13 protein-coding genes are annotated in these 18061 nt (G+C 67.3%); 9 read left to right on the top strand and 4 right to left on the bottom strand.

The genetic code is table 11. The features are described 5' to 3' along the window. Positions 1-266 precede the first annotated feature (266 nt). The gene (locus CXR44_RS13450; protein WP_101786168.1) at positions 267-1799 is read left to right on the top strand and encodes an ISL3 family transposase; all 1533 of its coding nucleotides are present in this window, start codon (positions 267-269) and stop codon (positions 1797-1799) included. 128 nt (positions 1800-1927) lie between these two features. Here the strand turns inward: CXR44_RS13450 and CXR44_RS13445 are convergent, their stop codons facing one another. Together CXR44_RS13445 and CXR44_RS13440 are read right to left on the bottom strand one after the other, a co-directional pair. Further along, the gene (locus CXR44_RS13445; protein ID WP_180903381.1) at positions 1928-4072 is read right to left on the bottom strand and encodes an alpha-galactosidase; all 2145 of its coding nucleotides are present in this window, start codon (positions 4070-4072) and stop codon (positions 1928-1930) included. 37 nt (positions 4073-4109) lie between these two features. Next, positions 4110-6407 carry a discoidin domain-containing protein gene (locus tag CXR44_RS13440; protein WP_144069948.1) on the bottom strand — a complete coding sequence of 766 codons (2298 nt, stop codon included), beginning with the start codon at positions 6405-6407 and terminating at the stop codon, positions 4110-4112. Between the two features lie 297 nt (positions 6408-6704). Between CXR44_RS13440 and CXR44_RS13435 the strand changes: the two genes are divergently transcribed. From CXR44_RS13435 to CXR44_RS13410, 6 genes are all read left to right on the top strand, one after another. Then, positions 6705-7856, top strand: a complete 1152-nt coding sequence (locus CXR44_RS13435) for an ROK family transcriptional regulator (RefSeq protein ID WP_101786164.1) — start codon at positions 6705-6707, stop codon at positions 7854-7856. Between the two features lie 171 nt (positions 7857-8027). Beyond that, positions 8028-9188, top strand: a complete 1161-nt coding sequence (locus CXR44_RS13430) for an ABC transporter substrate-binding protein (RefSeq protein ID WP_180903379.1) — start codon at positions 8028-8030, stop codon at positions 9186-9188. A gap of 25 nt (positions 9189-9213) precedes the next feature. Next, complete coding sequence (locus CXR44_RS13425; RefSeq protein WP_101786160.1) at positions 9214-10149, top strand: carbohydrate ABC transporter permease; 936 nt, start codon at positions 9214-9216, stop codon at positions 10147-10149. After that, the gene (locus tag CXR44_RS13420; RefSeq protein ID WP_101786159.1) at positions 10146-10991 is read left to right on the top strand and encodes a carbohydrate ABC transporter permease; all 846 of its coding nucleotides are present in this window, start codon (positions 10146-10148) and stop codon (positions 10989-10991) included. The genes CXR44_RS13425 and CXR44_RS13420 overlap by 4 nt, the downstream gene beginning before the upstream one ends. Continuing rightward, entirely contained in the window at positions 10988-12307 is a 1320-nt protein-coding gene (locus tag CXR44_RS13415; RefSeq protein ID WP_101786157.1) for an alpha-L-fucosidase, read from the top strand. The genes CXR44_RS13420 and CXR44_RS13415 overlap by 4 nt, the downstream gene beginning before the upstream one ends. Positions 12308-13320: 1013 nt before the next feature. Further along, a complete protein-coding gene (locus CXR44_RS13410) occupies positions 13321-14061 on the top strand; it encodes a DUF6193 family natural product biosynthesis protein (protein ID WP_144069947.1) in 741 nt (246 codons plus the stop codon). A gap of 846 nt (positions 14062-14907) precedes the next feature. Here the strand turns inward: CXR44_RS13410 and CXR44_RS40120 are convergent. After that, positions 14908-15459: a YncE family protein gene (locus tag CXR44_RS40120; RefSeq protein WP_219601783.1), complete on the bottom strand. Its 552-nt coding sequence runs from the start codon at positions 15457-15459 to the stop codon at positions 14908-14910. Beyond that, entirely contained in the window at positions 15377-15961 is a 585-nt protein-coding gene (locus CXR44_RS40115) for a YncE family protein (RefSeq protein ID WP_219601782.1), read from the bottom strand. The genes CXR44_RS40120 and CXR44_RS40115 overlap by 83 nt, the downstream gene beginning before the upstream one ends. A gap of 116 nt (positions 15962-16077) precedes the next feature. Here CXR44_RS40115 and CXR44_RS13400 point away from each other — a divergent pair, with 116 nt between their 5' ends. Then, entirely contained in the window at positions 16078-16971 is an 894-nt protein-coding gene (locus tag CXR44_RS13400) for a LysR family transcriptional regulator (protein WP_101786153.1), read from the top strand. Between the two features lie 545 nt (positions 16972-17516). Continuing rightward, positions 17517-18059 (top strand): hypothetical protein, encoded by a 543-nt coding sequence (locus CXR44_RS13395; RefSeq protein WP_101786151.1) that lies wholly within the window; start codon positions 17517-17519, stop codon positions 18057-18059. Positions 18060-18061: the final 2 nt, after the last annotated feature.

Raw genomic sequence — 18061 nt, 5'->3', positions numbered from 1 at the left:
CGTGGGCAGCCCTGAGCGGCTGTTTGTCGCTGGCCCCGGGATATACGCGGAATGGATCATGAGCCTTTCCCCTGGTCGACGCGCATGATCCGGAACGGCCACGGCTAATACGCGGCCAAGAAGAAGGGCCCCGGAGGTGATTCGGAGCCCTGTGCTTCTTCCAGTGGAGCGGGTTGGAGGGACTGCAAGAACAACGGCTCTGTCTCTCTTTCGGCTCTGTCTCAGATTCGGTGGTGACGGAAGGTGCCGTAACGTCACGCTGAGTTGTGATCGGTGTCGACGAGCTTGTGCATGCGGTCTTCTCGGGGTTATCGCCGCTGGTGGTGGAAGACATAACGGACGAGGGCGGGCAGATCCGGGTCCGGGCGCGAACCCCGAACGGGTCGATCGCCTGCCCGTCCTGCGGAGCCGAGACAGCGCGCGTGCACGGCTATCACGAGCGCAGTCTGGCCGATGTCCCGGTCGACGCACGCCGGGTGCTGGTGGTGGTGCGGATCCGTCGTCTGGTCTGCCCGACCCGTGGCTGCCGCCAGACCTTCCGCGAACAGCTTCCCGGTGTGCTGGAGCGCTATCAGCGGCGCACACCCCGCTTGGCTTCCCAGATCGGCTCGGTGGTCCGCGAATTGGCCGGACGCGCCGGCATACGAGTCTTGTCCGCGCTGGCGGTGCGCCTGTCCCGGCACACCGCACTGCGCCTCCTGCTGCGTCTGCCCCTGCCCCAGCCGCGCGTCCCCCGGGTGCTGGGAGTGGACGACTTCGCGCTGCGCCGGCGCCACCGTTACGCCACCGTGCTGATCGACGCCGAGACCCGCGAGCGCATCGACGTCCTGCCCGGCCGCACCGCCGACACTCTGGACGCCTGGCTGCGCGCCCACCCCGGCGTGCAGATCGTGTGCCGAGACGGCTCAGGCGCCTATGCCGAAGCGATCCGCCGCGCCCTGCCGCACGCCATCCAGGTCGCCGACCGCTGGCACCTGTGGCACAACTTCGGCGAGGCCGTCCTGAAAGAAGTCGCCGCACATAGTGCCTGCTGGGCCAAGGCCGGACCGCCCCTGCAGGACGGCAAGCGCGCCCAGACCACCCGCGAACGCTGGCACCAGATCCACGACCTGCTCGGCAAAGGCGTCGGCCTGCTGGAATGCGCCCGCCGGCTCAACCTGGCTCTCAACACCGTCAAACGCTACGCGCGTGTGCCCGAACCGATGCGTCTGCAACGCGCCCCGCAATACCGGCCCACCCTCGTCGACCCCTACCGCGACCACCTTCGGCGCCGCCGAGCCGAAGACCCCGCCGTTCCCGTCCCGCACCTGTTCAACGAGATCAAAGCCCTCGGCTACCCGGGCAGCTTCAACCTCCTCTACCGCTACATCACCCAAGGACGGGTCGAAGCCGACCGCCTGCCCACCTCCCCACGCCGCCTTGCCCGACTCCTGCTCACCCGGCCCGACAACCTCGAAGACGAGCACCGCCGCTTGCTGAACGACCTCACCGCCGCCTGCCCGGAGATGATCGACCTCGCAGGGCTCGTCCGCGGCTTCGCCCACGTGCTTCGGCCACACGAGGGCAACGCCGACCACCTCGACGCCTGGATCACCACCGCCCGTGCCGCCGATCTGCCTCACCTGCACGCCTTCATCCGCGGCGTCGATCAGGACCGCGAGGCCGTCTACGCGGCTTTCACCCTGCCCTTCCACAACGGCGGGGCCGAAGGCGTGAACACCAAGACCAAGCGCATCATGCGCCAGATGCACGGCCGGGCCGGCTTCACGCTGCTCCGCCACCGCATCCTTCTGGCCTAACGCTCCGTCACCACCGAAAGAGAGACAGAGCCGTTAACTGGACAGACCCGGTGCTTGGCCGCGTGTCGACGCGCCCCCGACCGGTGCCGCGCGGCGAGGATCTTGGCATGCTCCTGACCGGCCAAGCGCTACTCGGCCAGGATTTCCAGCACGAGGCATTGCGCCGGGTCGAGTAGTGGCGCAGCCAGGCCGACTGTGCTGAGCATCGATCCGGTGGCGCGGACTGTTCCCCGGGTGACCCAGGGGACCGCCGTGCTGAGGTGTGCCTGGGTGGGCCGGATCTCGGGACATACGGTCACCGTGTAGGGGAGATCTGGGTCGAGTCCGGGGAGCCGGAGCCGGGCCGGTACGGAATCTGTCGGGGCGGTGAGCTGGGCCAAGCAGAACACCGCGTGGTGGCGATCGTCGGAGACGACGCCGTGGAGCCATGCCGCGGGGTCGGGGTGGTCGATGCGTACGGTGGTCCCGCCGTGCAGCAGGGGGCGCAGCCGCTTGTGCAGCCGTACCCATGCGGCCAGTTCGGCCAGTTCGTCGTCGGGGCACCGGGTCAGGTCCCACTCGATGCCGGCGTGACCGAAGAGGGCGGTGGCCAGGCGAGTGGAGAGCGCGGTGGCGCGGCCGGTGGTGTGGGCTGTGGCCTCCCCGACGTGGCAACCCACAAGCTCGGGGGGCACGAACAGGCTGGTCCAGCGCTGGATGCGTTGGCGCTCCACCGGGTCGTTGGTGTCGGAGGCCCAGACGCGGTCAGTGCGCTTCAGGATGCCGTAGTCGATCCGGGCGCCGCCCGAGGAGCAGGACTCGATCTCCAGTCCGGGGTGCCGATGGCGGAGTTCGTCGAGCAGCCGGTAGACGGCCGCTGTCTGGGCGTGGACGCCGAAGCTTCCGTCGTGGATCGCCTCCAGCAGGTCGCGGTTGTGATCCCACTTCAGGTAGTCGACGCCGTACTCGTCGATCAGCGCGTGCAGTCGTTCTGCGATGTGCTCGTACGCCTCGGGGCGGGCCAGGTCGAGAACCTGCTGGTGCCGGGCCGCTGGGGCGAGCCGTCCGGGTGCCGTGAGGAGCCAGTCAGGGTGGGCCCGAGCGAGGTCGGAGTCGGGATTGACCATCTCCGGCTCGACCCAGAGCCCGAACTGCATGCCGAGTGCCCTGACCCGGTCGACCAGCGGGTGCAACCCGCTCGGCCAGAGTCGCAGGTCGACGGTCCAGTCGCCCAGGCCCGTGCTGTCGTCGCGGCGTCCGGTGAACCAGCCGTCGTCGAGCACGAAGCGTTCGACGCCGACGCCGGCGGCTCGTTCGGCCAGGTCGGTGAGCTTGTCGAGGCGGTGGTCGAAGTAGACCGCCTCCCACGTGTTGAGCGTCACTGGCCGGGGTGCGCGCGGGTGGCCGGGGCGGGCTCGCAGGTGCCGGTGCAGGCGTTCGGAGAGGCCGTCGAGCCCGGTAGCGGACCAGGCGAAGTAGGTCCAGGGGGTTCGGTGGGAGTTTCCCGGAGCCAGACGGATCTCGCCTGGCCCGAGTAGCTCGCCGCCGCCGAGGATCGGGCCATGCTCGGGTACACGTTCCGCGTAGTGGAGGTGGTTGCCGCTCCAACCGGTGTGTACGGCCCAGACCTGGCCGTGCCGGAATCCGAAGCCGGCCTGTCCGACGGCGAGGACGCCGGTGGCGTCATGGCCTGTGCGGCCCCGCCTGGACTCGCGCAGGGTCAGACCGTGGAGGAGGGGCCGGCGCTGGGGTTGGCGCTCGTTGGCCCAGCGGCCGGTGAAGTCGAGGACTTCTGTCGCCTGGTCGCCGGCCGGGAGGAGGCAGACGGCGCTGTCGAGGGTGTAGAGGCCGGGGCCGTCGTTGGTGATGTCGTGCCGGATCCTGATGACGCCGAAGCGGTCCATCTCGATGTCCGTGTGGACCGTCAGCCCGGCGACGGGGTCGGAGCTGTGGATTCGCAGGTGTCCGCCGCCCGCGTCCGAGTCGGCGGCGGGCACGGATTCGGACAGTTCCAGGCGGAGGTGAGGATGGGCCCCGTCGCGGTGGCCGGTGATCCCCGGCCGTCCGGTCCAGCCGTCGGCCTGCTGCGGGACGAGCCGCAGCGGCACCGGCTGGTCAACCGAAGCCACGGGCCGTCCTGGCGCCAGGGCGAGGAGCAGGTCGTACGGGTCGCCTAGGCCGCCGGGATCAGCTCCCCAGTGCAGGACGGCAGGGAGGCCGGGGCCCGAAAGGTCGAGGATAAGGGCGGACCCGGCCGCGGCGAGCACGGCCAGGTCCCGGTGGTGCACGGTCATGCGTTCGTGAACTCCGGTGGGATCGTCGGCGTGTGCATCACAAACCGATGACGGTCAGGTCGGCGCAGGACGCCCATGGGTTGCTGTTGGCCTCTGACAGTGCGCGGAATCGCACGTACCGGCCGGTGACAGCGGGGAACCTGACGGTCTTCAAGGTGGCATCGATGGCGAACATTCCGGTGGCCACTGGGCTGCCCCAGTTCGTACCATCGGTCGAGACGTAGAACTCGTAGTCGCGGACCCAGCCGTTCGTGCTTCCGTCCTGCCGAGGCAGGTAGGTAAATCCGGAGACGGAGCGGGCCGCCTGCATGTCGAGCTGGATTTCGTGCGGGTAGACCGGGATCGGGGTAGCGCCGGTCCACCGGGTGTGCCACAAGGTGGACATGTTGCCGTCCAGGACGTTGGTTCCCGGGTCGTTCTCGCCCGTGAGCTCCTCGCTGGAGACGTACTTCACTGTCCAGCCGGTGCGCGGCAGGACGTGCGGGCCGCCGCCGTCGATCTGGACGTTGAAGTGGCTGGTGCCGTTCAAGGTAAGGGCGAGGACCAGAGTCTTGGTGGTGGCGTCCCAGGTCTGCGTGTTGGTGTAGGGACGGCTCATGCCGGGGTAGTCGTCGAAGACCACGCGCGGTCGCCCGCCGTTCCAGGTTCCGACGATGGTGAGCGTGACATTGCGGAGGTCGCATGGGGTCTGGTCCGGGAGCGTGCGGTTTCCGACGGTGGTGATCGAGCCGTCGGCGTTGACGATCGGGTTACCGGCGCTGTCCAGCTTCGGCGCCATGTAGTTCTGGCCGAATGTGACGGTGGTCGCCTGGTCGGTGACCTGGGATATGGCGTCGGTGAGGTTGAGGCGGTAGTTGAAGATGTGGACGCCCAGGTTGGCCGGGTTCTCCTGGATGATCACGCTGGTGTGCTCGTCGGAGCTGATGGTCACCTGCGCGCCGGGCACGTTCGTCAGCGGGATGACCGAGGCGGTCTTACGCTGCTCCCACATGACGGGGTTGGTGTAGTACCACTGTTTGCTCGTGCCGTCGGAGCGCACCACCCAGCCGTTGCCTGTGCTGGCGAAGCCGGGGAACAGGCCGTCGTAGTAGCTGGTGGGCTGCTTGGAGGTGACAGTGGTGAAGCCGGACAGATCTGCGGCGGGCATCGTGGCAGGCACCAGTGAGATCATGCCGTAGCGTCCGTCGACCGCCATGGCGTTGTTGACCGAGTTCCTCCAGCCCGGCGTCGAGAAGCTGTCGATTCCCTTGGCCAGGGCCTGCTGCTGGGCGGCAACCTGGGCCCGGGTGGGGATCTTGATCCAGCCCTTCGCGACGCCCTGCAGCAGAGGGTAGATGCCGAACTGGGCGCCGGCATAGCGGTTTCCGAGCGCACCGTTGGTGAAGAACGAGGCTTCCAGAAGGAAGCAGGTCGCGCCCTGGGAGAGATCACGGACGATCGACTGGACTTGCAGGGCATGCGGGTACTGCAGGATGTACTTCCAGTCTTGTTCTCCGCTGCCGCCGGGGAAGACGCCCTTGCCGTCGAGGCCCCACTTCCACCAGTCGCTCGACGAGCCCCAGTTGCCGATGTAGCCGGTCAGCCAGAGACCCTTCAGCAGCGCGTCGGTGCTGCCGGTGGCGTACGATTCCTTGTTCAGGAAGGCCAGATTCTGGGCATTCGCCTTCATCGTCGGCAGGAACTGGGCGTTGCGCTCCATGTAGTCCAGCATCATGCCGTGGGTGCCGAAGATGTTGGTGTCGGTCCAGAAGAAGAACATGCCCTGCTCACCGACGAGGTTGAACAGGCTGATCAGGTAGTTGCTCTGGTCGATGCCGTTGTACAGCTCGGCCGCGTTGAGGCCGACGAATGTCTTCGGATGGGTCTGCGCCCAGGTACGCCACTTGCTCACCGGGATGGCTTGGGCGCCGGTGGCCCCCTGGGCGACCTGCACGGTCACGGGGATGCAGGCGGCCTCGGCCTCATCAAGCTTGGCCTGGATCCAGTCGGTCGCGGCCGGGACGTCATGGATCTCGCTGCCGGGGATGAGGTTGATGTAGCAGTAGGGCTTGAGGCTCGCGGGGACCGTCTTCCACAGCTGCGCGAGCGTGCCCTGGTACGGCTCGTCGCTCTGCCCCAGATTGATCAGGTGGGCCGGGTGGGTCGCGTCGATCGTTGCACGCAGGGCGGCGGCGGTCGTCGCGGCTGCGGCCGTACCGCCGCCGATCCCGCCGAAGAGGCCGGAAGCGGCCATTCCCGCTCCGATCGCCGCGATCGCGCCGAGAAGCTGCCGCCGTCCAAGGCCGTCGGCCGTACCCGCGTCGGATCTCGCTTTGAGGTGTTCCCAGTCTGCCACCGCTGCCTCCTGCGGTTCACCGGCCCGCGAGGGGCCGCATGGGGTGAGGTAGCGGAAACGTAGGCGACATAGGTCCGTCTCATGAAGAGTTTGGAAACGTCCTTCGGCAAGGCTCCATATCCGTAGGACCCATCAGGACATGTCACTTCATGGACGGCGGCTCGGCAGGTTATGAAAGTGAGCGACCCGCTACTTTCAGAAGTGTTGCCTGCCTAGCGCAGGGTCCCCTACAGTCCTCCCACCCGGTTACGAAAGCCGGATTCGAAACACGCTTGAAATACCCGAAGAGAGTGCGCTATGTCCACGTTCGCAGCCAGCGGTCGAGCCTCCGGGCGAACGACCACGGTGGCCTGCGCCGCGGCACTGCACGCTCTTGGCGAAGCAACACTCAGCGAATTGGCGTCCGCGACCGGGCTGTCCAGACCCACGGTCAAGGAGCGCCTCGCCGAACTCCCGCACTTGGTCGAAATCACGTCGGGCGCCGAGCACGGGGAGTCGCCGACTCCCTGCGGCGGCCGGCCGGCCGCCCGGTTCCGGTTCCGAGGCCGACACGGGTTCGTGATCGGCGCCGAGATCGGCAAGCACGACCAGCGGATCCTGGTCTGCGACATCAGCGGCCGTATCCTGCACGTCGGCCGGTACCACGACACGGGTGCCCGATCGGGGCGGGACCGGATCAGCGCATTGCGGGGGCGTCTGGACCGTGTGGTGACCGATTTGCAGGCCAACCACGGTAGCTGGATCGGCCTGGGTATCTCGCTCACCGGAGGCATCGGGCCGGACGGGCGAGTCAGCTACGCGCCGCACTACCCCGACCTTGAGGGGCTGTCCCCGGCCGAAGCCGGTCTAGCGTTCGGGAAGGTCCCCCTGATCGTGGAACACGACCTGAACGCCGCAGCGCTCGCCGAGCACGCCTACGGCGCGGCGCGCGGTGCCGACACCTTCGCCCTGGCCCTGGCCTGGCATGAACTGGCGGCCGGTATCGTCCTCGACGGCCGGATCTACCGAGGCAGCAGGAACCTCGCCGGTGAACTCAACCTGATAGACGACGGCCTGTCGGCACCGGCGCATTGGGGCGACGTGGAGTCGTTCCTGCCGATCCTGGAGGCCGCCCATCGCGGCGACCCGCGCAGGCAGGAGGAAGTGGAGGCGTTCGCCGCACGCGCCGCGCGCCATATCGCCTATCTGACTCTGGCCATCGACCCGGAACTGGTCGTCCTCGGCGGGCCGCTCGCGCACCACAGGACCCTGATCGAGCTCATCACGGCGCGTTTACACGCCATGATGAGCAAGGCATACCCGGTGAAGCTGGCTGTCACCGAGCATCCGGCCTTCGGCCCCGCACTCGGCGCGCTGCAACTGGCACTGACCCACGCCTTCGGCAACCTGCTCGGCGATCCCTCTTTCCCTGCGCGGATCGACGTCCAGTCCCTGCACTCCGCCGTGTAGGGCCCCACGCTCTTCACTCCACGCCCCCAGCAAGAAGAGGAAACTGTCATGCCCAGAATTCGGAGAACCGCCGTGATCGGTGCGGCAGCGCTCGCCATGACGGCGGTCGCCGCCGGCTGCTCCAGTTCCGAAGACGGTACCGGCCCCGCCGGTCACATCACGATCACCTACATGCTTCCCAGTTCCTGGGCAAACGTCCCCGGCTTCCAGGACAACGTGCACGCCTGGGAGAAGCAGACTGGCCACACCGTGACCCTCACACCGGTGCCGGACGCGAACTACGACTCACTGGTGCAGGCCCGGCTCGCCGCCAGGAATGGCGTCGACATCTTCGCGGGCCAGGACACCGCCAAGGACAAAGCCGCGATCATGCACCCGGCCACCGGCCCCTGGCTGGAGCGGCTGGAGCCTGGTGTCCGCAAGGCGATCACCTCGCACGACGGCAAGGTCTGGGGTACCCCCAGCGCCGACGGTCTCCACGCCAGCGGCGTCATCTACAATAAGGACGTCTTCGCCAAAGCCGGCATAACCACGCCGCCGGCCACGCTCACCGACTTCCAGTCCGCCCTCCAGAAAGTCAAGAACGCCGGGGTCACCCCGCTGTATCTGAGCGGCAAGGACGGCTGGACACTGCTACAGCACCGCAACTCCGTCAACGCCTCCTTCGTCGGCGCCGACCAGCAACTGGTCTCCAAGCTCGACGCCAACCAGATCAAGTGGGCCGACGTGCCCGGTTTCAACCAGCAGTACCAGGCGCTGGCCGACTGGGTGGGCAAGGGCCTGACCAACGACGACGCCCTCACCGCCACGTACGAGTCGGCCACCTCGGCACTCGCCAACGGCAAGGCCGGTGCGATCATCAACGGCACCTGGGCCCTCGCGGAGATCACCAAGGCCAACCCGTCCGCGAACCTCGGCTTCTTCCTCCTGCCCGCGGCGGACGGCCCCAGCACCCTGGGCCTCGGGAAGCCCAACCTGCTCAAGATCGCCACCTTCTCCAAGGCAGCCACCCAGGCCCAGGACTTCCTCAACTTCATGATCGCCCAGCCGCAGGCACAGAAGTTCATGCACGCCAATCCCGGCGTCTCCGCCTTCACCGACGTCAAGGCCCCCAGCCCGTCCCGTGCCGTCGCCGACCTGCAGCAGCTGGTCGACCAAGGCGGATTCGTGGTGCCCTTCGACCAGCAGTCGGTCATCCCGCAACCGCAGGACGACATCGTCGCCGCCTACCAGGAGCTCATTGGCAAGCGGGTCGACGTCCCCGCGTTCGGCGAGCTCGTCCAGAAGGCATGGCAGAGCGCAGGCGCCAAGGCCACCGCCACCGGGTTCTGACCCGGAGCCCGAGATCGGAGACAGTATGAGCCTCGCCGCCATCAGGCGCAGGGAAGGGCAGCGGAGATCGCCAGCGGGCACGGTAGGCGCCACCAGATCAGGTGTCATCCACACCTACCGGTACGCGTTCCTGGCCCCGGCAGTCGCGATCTTCACCGTCTTCTTCCTCCTTCCCGCCTTCTTCGGCATGTATCTGTCGCTCACCGACGCCTCGACGTACAACCGTGAGACACATTTCGTGGGCCTGGCGAACTACCGCCTGATGATCGGCGACGGCTCAGTACTGTGGAACGCCACCAAGAACCAGTTCCTCTACGCCGCCTGCGTCACCGTCGGCAAGACCGGGCTTGGCGTGGCGATCGCCTTCCTGCTCAACCGCGCCTTCACCGGCGTCAAGGTCCTGCGGGTCGTGGTCTACCTGCCGATCATGTTCTCCACGATCGTGGTCGGCCTGCTTTTCGGCTACATCCTCAAGGCCGATGGGCCGGTCAACGCGCTTCTGGAACCCTTCGGCCTGGCCCAGAACTGGCTCGGCAGCTTCGACCTCGCCCTCTACACCGTCACCGCGGTGGACACCTGGATGGGCGTCGGCTGGACGGTCGTCCTAGTCCTCGCCGCCCTCCAGTCGGTGCCCCGAGAACTGATCGAAAGCGCGCAGCTCGACGGAGCCGGAGCCTGGCAAACGGTCCGCCACATCAAGATCCCCTGTATCCGGCACGCCATCAACCTGGCCGCGCTGCTCACCTTCATCACCGGCATGAAGGCCTTCGACATGATCTACGCCACCACCGGCGGCGGCCCCGGCACCGCGACCGAGGTCCTGACCTCCTATGTCTACAAGCAGCTGAACACCGGTGCCCTCGGCTATGCCTCCGCCGTCAACGTCGTCCAGTTCCTCCTGATCACCGCCGTCGCCCTGGTGATCAACCGTTTCGTCCGCAGGATGGAGGCGACGGCATGAGCTTCGCACCGGCAAGGCACCGTGCCCGGAAGAACCTCACCGCTCTTGCCACTTATGGCATGGCGACCCTGATCGCCGTGGTGTTCCTGGCCCCCCTATACCTGGTGGTGATCACCAGCCTCAAGGGGACTACGGAAGCCGGGTCGATGAGCTTCGCCCTGCCAAAGAGCTGGCATTTCGACAACTACCTGACGGTGATTACCACCGGCAATGCGCTAAGGGCTCTGGGCAACAGCATCCTGATCACGACCATGGTCACCGCAGGCACCATCCTGGCGTGCTCGCTGGCCGCGTTCGTGATCGCCCGCCGCCCCGGGCGAATCTCCGGCGGTGTCTACAGCTACCTGCTGTCCGGGCTGATCGCACCCTTCGCGTTCATCCCGGCGATCCGACTGCTGCAGGAGATCGGTCTGGGCGGCTCTTACCTTGGCCTGATCCTCACCGACATCGCCGTGCAGATCCCGTTCATCACCCTGACCTACGTCGGGTTCATCCGTCAGCTGCCCCGCGAGATCGACGAAGCCGCCCTACTCGACGGCGCGGGCTCCCTGCGGCTGTTCTTCACCATTGTCTTCCCGCTCTTGCGGCCGGTCACCTTCACGGCGCTGGTCCTGATCTTCACCTATGCCTGGAATGAGTTTCAGAACGTGCTCTTCTTGATTCCCGACGCCGATCGGTGGACCCTGCCGATGACGGTATTCACCTTCCAGACCACGCACAGCTTCGACTACGGGCTGGTGTGCGCCAACCTCGTCCTGACGATGCTCCCGGTGGTCGCCGTGTACCTCGCAGCGCAGAAGTACATCGTCAGCGGGATGGTCGCCGGGGCGGTCAAGGCATGAGCGACGAACGCTTCGAACGATCTGCCTGGTTCCAGCACGACCGCTTCGGGATGTTCATCCACTGGGGACCGTACGCCGTCCCCGCCCGAGGAGAGTGGATCCGCTCCCACGAACGTATCCCGCTCGCCGACTACCAGTTCGCCATCAACGGCTTCGGCGCGGAGGACTTCGACCCACACGGCTGGGCCGAGCTCGCCGAGCAGGCCGGTATGAAGTACGCGGTGCTGACGGCCAAGCACCACGATGGATTCTGCCTGTTCGACACGGCATACACCGATTACGGCAGCATGCACAACGGTATCGGCCGGGACCTGGTCGCCGAGTTCCTGGAGGCTTTTCGCGCCCGCGGCATCAAGGTCGGCCTGTACTTCTCGCTACTGGACTGGAGCCGCCCTGACTACCCCCACTACGGCGACTGGGCGCACCCCGAGCGTGACAACCCCGCCTTCGCTTCCCACCGGCCCGACCTCGACTCCTACCGGGCCTTTCTGCACGGGCAGGTGAGGGAGCTGTGCATCAACTACGGGAAGCTGGACATTCTTTGGTTCGACTTCTCCTACAAGGGGATGGGACCCGAGGAGTGGGGCGCCACCGAACTCGTCCGGATGGTCCGCGAACTCCAGCCGAACGTCATCATGGACAATCGTCTGGAGACCAGTGGCGAAGCTACGGGCTCCATCGTCACCGACGAGCCCACCCCGTACTGTGGGGACTTCGTCTCCCCTGAGCAGGTGATCCCGGTCGAGGGCTTCCGCACCCCTGACGGCACACCGGTGCCCTGGGAGGCGTGCGTCACACTCAACAACAGCTGGGGACACGTCGCCGGTGACGACCTGTGGAAATCGTCGGAGCAGCTGATCACCAAGCTGGTCGAGTGCGTCGCCAAGGGCGGAAATCTGCTGCTCAACGTGGGTCCGGACCGGCATGGCGTTATCCAGCCCGAGGCCGTCGAACGGCTTCGGCGGATCGGCGGCTGGCTAGCCGCCAACGGCGAGTCCATCTACGGCGCCGGCCCCGCGGAGTTCGGCACCCCCGAATGGGGCTACTACACGCGCAGCGGCTCGGCGGTGTACGCCCACGTCCTGCGTGCCCCGATTGGGCCGCTGCCGCTGACGGGTCTGCCGAAGGACGCCATCGAGCGCATCACTCTGCTCGCCGATGGACGCGAGCTCAAGCTCTGCGACGAGTGGGTCGTAGCCCCTTACCCTGACATCCCCTTCGTCCAATTCGGCGAGGTCGGGCACTTCACCTACCCACTGCCGGACCCGGTCGACACCGTCCTGAAGATCGAACTCACACCCGCTGGCGGGCGCTGACCACAGCGGCGGCAGAGCCCCGGCCTTGCGCCTGCCGGAAAACTCCGTCCACGCAGGTCAAGCGGCATATGAGTAATCCGTTTTCAGGACGATCATCATGGGTCAAGTGCTTGATCAAACCCTTCTGCGGGCTGAGACCATCCCAGAACGTCAGTTCGCGAACCGAATATAAAATGGGAACGGTCAAGGGATGCCACCCGCCCATTGGTTGCCCGCTGAATACTCGTCGGCACCTGATACGGCATAGCGCCGGGCGGCATTCTTGGACGTTTTTGACACCGACCTTCGCGGCCCGAATGGTACATTAAGATACGTTGCGACATGGCCCAGCATAATGCCTATCGACTTTTGATCCGTAGGTTCCGGGTTCGAGCCCCGGGCGCCCTACCAGCTCGAACGCCTCTCCTCGATCTTGTTCGGTGAGGTCGTACAGCCAGCTTTCACAGCCATGAGGGCCGGAATCCCGTTGCGGGGAGTCCGGCCCTTTTCGCTGCGTCGTGTCATCCGAAGAGCTGTTCGGCGACCGCGTCGACGGCCGCGCGTTCGATGTCAGGGAGCACGTGGGCGTACGTGTTCATGGTCGGCGCGATCTGGCTGTGGCGAGCGTCTTCATGACCGTTCGCGGCGAGGCACCGCACGCCAGGAGGTACGACGCGCAGGCGTGGCGGAGATCGTGCAGCCGCAGCCAGTCAAGCGGCGGCGCGGCGCGCCACCGTACCCCCGGCCCTCCGCCCGCCGACCGGGCGTGCGGCCTGGGGGCCGGTCACGGACGGCCGCGGGACACCGGGCCGGGCACCGCGCGCCCGCCTCGCCGTACCGACCGAACGCACCGGCCGAGGTTGCCGCGCCGCCGCACAGGTACAGCTCTTACGATCGCCACGGCATGGCCGGTCGCCGTTCGTGGTCAGGGGCGATCGACGATCCAGGGCTTCGTCCCTCAGCCCCGGCCTGCCGGATTGTGCGGATCTCTCTGCGCCGCCCAGGCGCGGGCGATCGCTGGCAGACTCGGAATCGTGACGACCCCAGACCCGGCCGATCTCTATCCCGATGTGGCGGCCATCGGGAGTCTGGCAGCGGCCCTGCAGAAGGCGGCTATAGAGCATGGATTCGAGCTCGGCGCTGTGGCGGCCAACGAGAGGGAGCCGCTGCTCTATGCCAGAGTCCCAAGCACGACACCGCTTCGTGACGCCCTTGAGGTCCACGCCGGACACATCGAGCGCTATTGGTCGATTAGCGGCTGGGGTCGAGGCATTGAGTTGGTCTCCGGCACGGCGCAAGAACTGTCCGAGGTCGCCAAGGCCGCGAGGGAATGGCGGGACGGGACACCGCTACGAGGGATCCAACGTTCTACGCCCTTCGTCGAACTGTGCCGGTTGGCCGAGGCCGCCGAGCAGGGCCCGACACAGACGGTGTCGGAGCAGTGGCTGTGGATGCGGCAGGACGCGGAAGAAGCGCCATGGCCCGAATACCGCGCATTGATCGAAGCCGCCAACGCCGAGCCCCAACTCCGGCAGCTCTTTCCCTACACAAGTCACTGGTCGTTGCGGCTCTCAGCGATCGCTGGCTTCCGATTCTCGGCCGACGTGTTGTGCTTGGAAGCCCATCGGGGCAGTGGTTACGTCGTGAAAGCCTCGTGGCAAGGAGCAGTGCTGGGCGAGACCACGACAGCACAGGAGGCAGTGTCGCTGGCCGTTGGCCACCTGCCAACGGACATCGGGCCAGCTGTGGCCGGCACACGTGAGGACTACCGGTAGAGTCCGCCGTTCTTCATGATCCGGAACATGCGCGGAACGATCTTCGAAGCCAGCGATTCGCCATTCGACTGCACCGCAGGTCGGAAGCTGTGTGTAGCCAGGCCCGGCGACGCCCTGTTAAATCGTCGGCTCATCCTACGCAGGTTCGAACCTTGCACCTGCCACACCAGCATAGAGAGGCCCCTCACCAGTGAAAACGCGGTGATGGGCCTCTCTCGTTGTGTCCGACTGTCCATGGTCATCAACAGCAAGCTACGGCCATACGCGGCCAAGTTTTTGCGGCGCTGTTGTGCCGCTGTCTCCCGTTGGCACCGGGCGCTGACAGCGTGGTGCCGCACCTAGCAGTGGGCCGCATTCTGAGAGAAGACCGGACCGGATGCGTATGCCGTGTACGGAAGCACGCCCGCTCGCTGGACCAGCCTGGCAGGCTCCCCGGGATTACCCCGCTCCACGGGGAGCACCCGACAGGTTGTTCAGGCCGGACGCGGCTTGAGGACGCGACCACCGCGTATACGAGGAACACACCTGCACCCATTTGGCTGGTCGAGCCTCCCGAACAGGCTGAGCGCCACCGTCCGTGTGCCGCCCGCAGGACCATCCCCGCGTGCGCGGGGAGCACCCGAGCGCTCCCGGTAGTCGATCCCCTGTCCGGGCGCTGCACGGCGTAGCCGGTGGCGAGGTCGAGACCGCTCATCCGGTCGGAGAACGGGTTGAGCGCGCGGCGGGCCTCGGTGGCCGAGGCCATGTCGTCGATCGCCTGCTGCCGCTGCCCCGTCGCGGGGCCGGCGGTCAGGTCGGCCCGGTGAGCGGATTCCTCAGGCACAGGGTGCCGTCGCCCGTCGGTGCTCACGGCCTCTGCCGGGGGATGTAGGCCAGGCCGTGCGCACCCGGCTCGCCGCGCTTGGGGATCTCCAGGCGCTTCAGCCGGCGCATCTCCTCCAGGTCCACGACGTCCACGGTGGAGGAGGACACGCATGAGACGTAGCCGAGCCGGCCGTCGGGAGAGGAAGTGATCGTCAGCGGGAAGCGGCCGACCTCGACGTCGCCAAGCGGCCGGTGGTCGTGGGCGTCGAACACGGTGAGCCGGCCGGGGGCCTGGCGGCCGAGCTTGGAGTCGGTGGCGACTTCCATGCGCAGCTCGCCGGTGAGCAGCCGTCCGGTGGCGGTGACGTGGACGGGGAACACCACCGCGCCGGTGGGCATGACCTTAGTGATCGACGCCGTGGTGGTGTCGATGACGCGGATGCCGGGCGCCGCCTGCGTCCTTGGAGCGGCGAAGGAGCCGTAGGGAGCCGCGACGAAGACCTCGCCGCCGTCACCGGAGACGGCCAGTCCCTCGCTGCCGGGCACCTCCACCTTGGCCGTCATCGTGCCGGTGCGCAGGTCCACCACCGACACGTACGGCGCCTCCTTGTTGCTGGCATAGCCGACGTTGCCGTCCGGGCTGATGACGAACCAGTGCGGCCCCTTGGCCCCCGGTGTCGATACGGCCGATGGGCTTGCGCGTGGCGAGGTCGACGACCACGACGCCGCCCGGACGGTCCTGGGCGCCCTCCACACTCACGTAGAGCAGGTCGCGGGTGGAGTCGAGGGCGAGGCCGTGCGGGGCGTGCTCGGGTGCCAGGTCGATCACGTCCACGATGCGGCGCTCGTCCGGATCGATGAGAGTGATCTCGCTGCGCCGGCCGTTGTTGGCGTGGTAGTAGCCCCCGTGGTAGCTGTGCGTGCACCACAGCAGGCGCCGCGCCGGGTCAAGGCAGAGTTCGTGCGGCTCGGCCAGCACTTCGAGCACATCCAGCAGCCGGTGGCTGGCCGCGTCAAAGAACGACACCGTGGGTCCGCTCTGGCTCACCACGGCCAGGACGTCGCCCTCTCGCCCGGCCAGTGCGTCGTACGTCACCCGTTTCTCCTTGTTGTCGGGGATGCGTCAGGCCAGTCTCGAAGAGACTTCTACCGTCGGGCAATGCAAAGATTGGCACGCAATCTTTCCGCTGAGCGCAATGACTGGGACTGCTCATGGATCTGAACCTGCTGGCAGCACTCGACGCCCTCCTGCACGAGGCCAGCGTGACCCGGGCGGCGGAACGGCTGGGCACCTCACCCGCGGCGGCCAGCCGAAAACTGGCAACCCTGCGCCGCCTCCTGGGCGATCCCCTGCTCGTCCGGGCCGGGCAGCGCCTGGTCCCCACCCCGCGGGCGCTGCAACTGCGTGAGGAGGCACGCGTGCTCCTTGAGCGATCCGAGGCCCTGTTCGCCCCCGCGCCCGCGCTGGACCTCGCCCATCTGCGCAGAACGTTCACCATCCAGGCCAGCGACTTGCTGCTGACCGGTCTTGGCGCACCGCTGATGGAACGGGTCAACGCCCAGGCTCCGCAGGTTGATGTGGTGTTCGCACCCGAGGCTCTGGAGGGAGGCCCCGCGCTGCGGCAGGGCGAGGTGGACATCGAAGTCGGCGTGCTGGGCGACCTTGACCCCGAGATCCGCACCGAGCCGCTGGCCGAGGCCGCCATGGTGGCCGTGGCCAGGAAAGACCACCCCCTGTTCGCCGAGCCCATCACCCCGCCCCGCTTCGCGCGGGTGCCGCACATCGGGATCTCACGTCGCGGGAGACTGCGCGGCCCCATCGACGTCGCGCTGGCCCAGCACGGCCTGAGCCGCCGGGTGGCCGCCGTTGTCCCCAGCCACACCGCCGCCATGATCTTGGCCTCCACCAGCGACCTCGTCTGCCTGGCGATCAACGGGTGGCTCGACCCCGTCCTTGCCGCCCTGAACCTGCGAGCCTTTCCCGTTCCGCTGGACGTGCCCCCGATGGCGATAGGTATGGCCTGGCATCCCCGTCATGCGGCCGATCAGGGGCATGCCTGGCTCCGCCGCCAGGTCCGTGCGGTCATCGACCCCCTTGTCGGATGAGCGACGGTTGTCGGCCCTGCGTTCCTCCTGCTTCGCGGCGCCGGCCTGTGGGCCGCACACATGCACGTGCCGGGTCCCGTCAGGGGAGCGGGCCAAGGGCTGGAGGTGAAGGTGGAGTTCCCCACCGGAAGAATGACCTTCGCCTCCAGTCCTTGGTCTGCTCGGCTTGTCCTGGGCAACGGTGTCGGGAAGAGCCGGCCCACCTCAGCCACTGACTATGTTCGGCTTGTAGGGATCATCCCGGAGCCGGGGTGCCCCCGCCGGAGGCACCCCGGCTCAGCTCAACTCCGGCGAGGCGGCCCGTTCAGCCCTGATCTGTGTCGTACGACTGTCACCCATCGGTACCCGGAGAAGGACAACGTCCGTGCTGATGGCGGGCCGCTTCTGGCCGAGCGTTGCTGGACAAGCACCTTCGAACGCATTGTTGCTGGCGGGCACCGCTTATGGCTGTTCGCCAGTACCGACCCCGTAACTAGCTCGCGCGGGGGAGGCGTTCACCCTCACAGGGGATCACTTGCCCTCAGGTGCCGCGGGAGAGTACAGCTATGGCAATCAAACTGCTGCATGCGGCCCCTGCCACCAGCGACACCGAACAGCCCGTCCCACGCTGGGCGCTCCGTGCCGCCTACGCGCTTCCCTGGCTGCTGCTCCCCTCGTGTCTGTGGAGATTGCCCTTTGCCTTCCACTTCGAAATGGGCCAGCTCGACACCGCGCCTGTCTCACCGTTGTGGATCACCATTCCCTATGTCTTCGGGCTCAGTGTGCTCACGGAGTTGGCGGCGCTGCTCAGTATCGGTCTGGTGCGTGGCTGGGGCGAGGTGGTCCCGGGCTGGATCCCGGTCATCGGCGGCAGACGTGTGCCCCCGATGGTGGCGGTAGTCCCTGCCGTGGTCGGTGGGCTGCTTCTGACCGCGGTCTCGGTCTGGATGGCGCTCACCTGGATCGGCGTCTCCGGCCGCATGGCGTACGAGAACGGCTGGTGGCAGGCGCTGGCCATGGTGTGCATCACCCCGCTTGCGCTGTGGGGCCCGATAGTGCTCGCCCTGGCCTACGCCTACCACGTGCGCCGCCGCCCCGCCCGCGGTTAGTC

This window comes from Nonomuraea indica, assembly GCF_002850745.1.
Lineage (GTDB): Bacteria > Actinomycetota > Actinomycetes > Streptosporangiales > Streptosporangiaceae > Nonomuraea > Nonomuraea indica.
This window is presented reverse-complemented; position numbering and strand designations above follow the sequence as displayed.

Coding starts and splice junctions, on each gene's coding strand:
- CXR44_RS13445 (WP_180903381.1), bottom strand. CDS start 4,072: ATGACCGTGCACCACCGGGACCTGGCCGTGCTCGCCGCGGCCGGGTCC.
- CXR44_RS13435 (WP_101786164.1), top strand. CDS start 6,705: ATGTCCACGTTCGCAGCCAGCGGTCGAGCCTCCGGGCGAACGACCACG.
- CXR44_RS13430 (WP_180903379.1), top strand. CDS start 8,028: ATGCTTCCCAGTTCCTGGGCAAACGTCCCCGGCTTCCAGGACAACGTG.
- CXR44_RS13425 (WP_101786160.1), top strand. CDS start 9,214: ATGAGCCTCGCCGCCATCAGGCGCAGGGAAGGGCAGCGGAGATCGCCA.
- CXR44_RS13420 (WP_101786159.1), top strand. CDS start 10,146: ATGAGCTTCGCACCGGCAAGGCACCGTGCCCGGAAGAACCTCACCGCT.
- CXR44_RS13415 (WP_101786157.1), top strand. CDS start 10,988: ATGAGCGACGAACGCTTCGAACGATCTGCCTGGTTCCAGCACGACCGC.
- CXR44_RS13400 (WP_101786153.1), top strand. CDS start 16,078: ATGGATCTGAACCTGCTGGCAGCACTCGACGCCCTCCTGCACGAGGCC.
- CXR44_RS13395 (WP_101786151.1), top strand. CDS start 17,517: ATGGCAATCAAACTGCTGCATGCGGCCCCTGCCACCAGCGACACCGAA.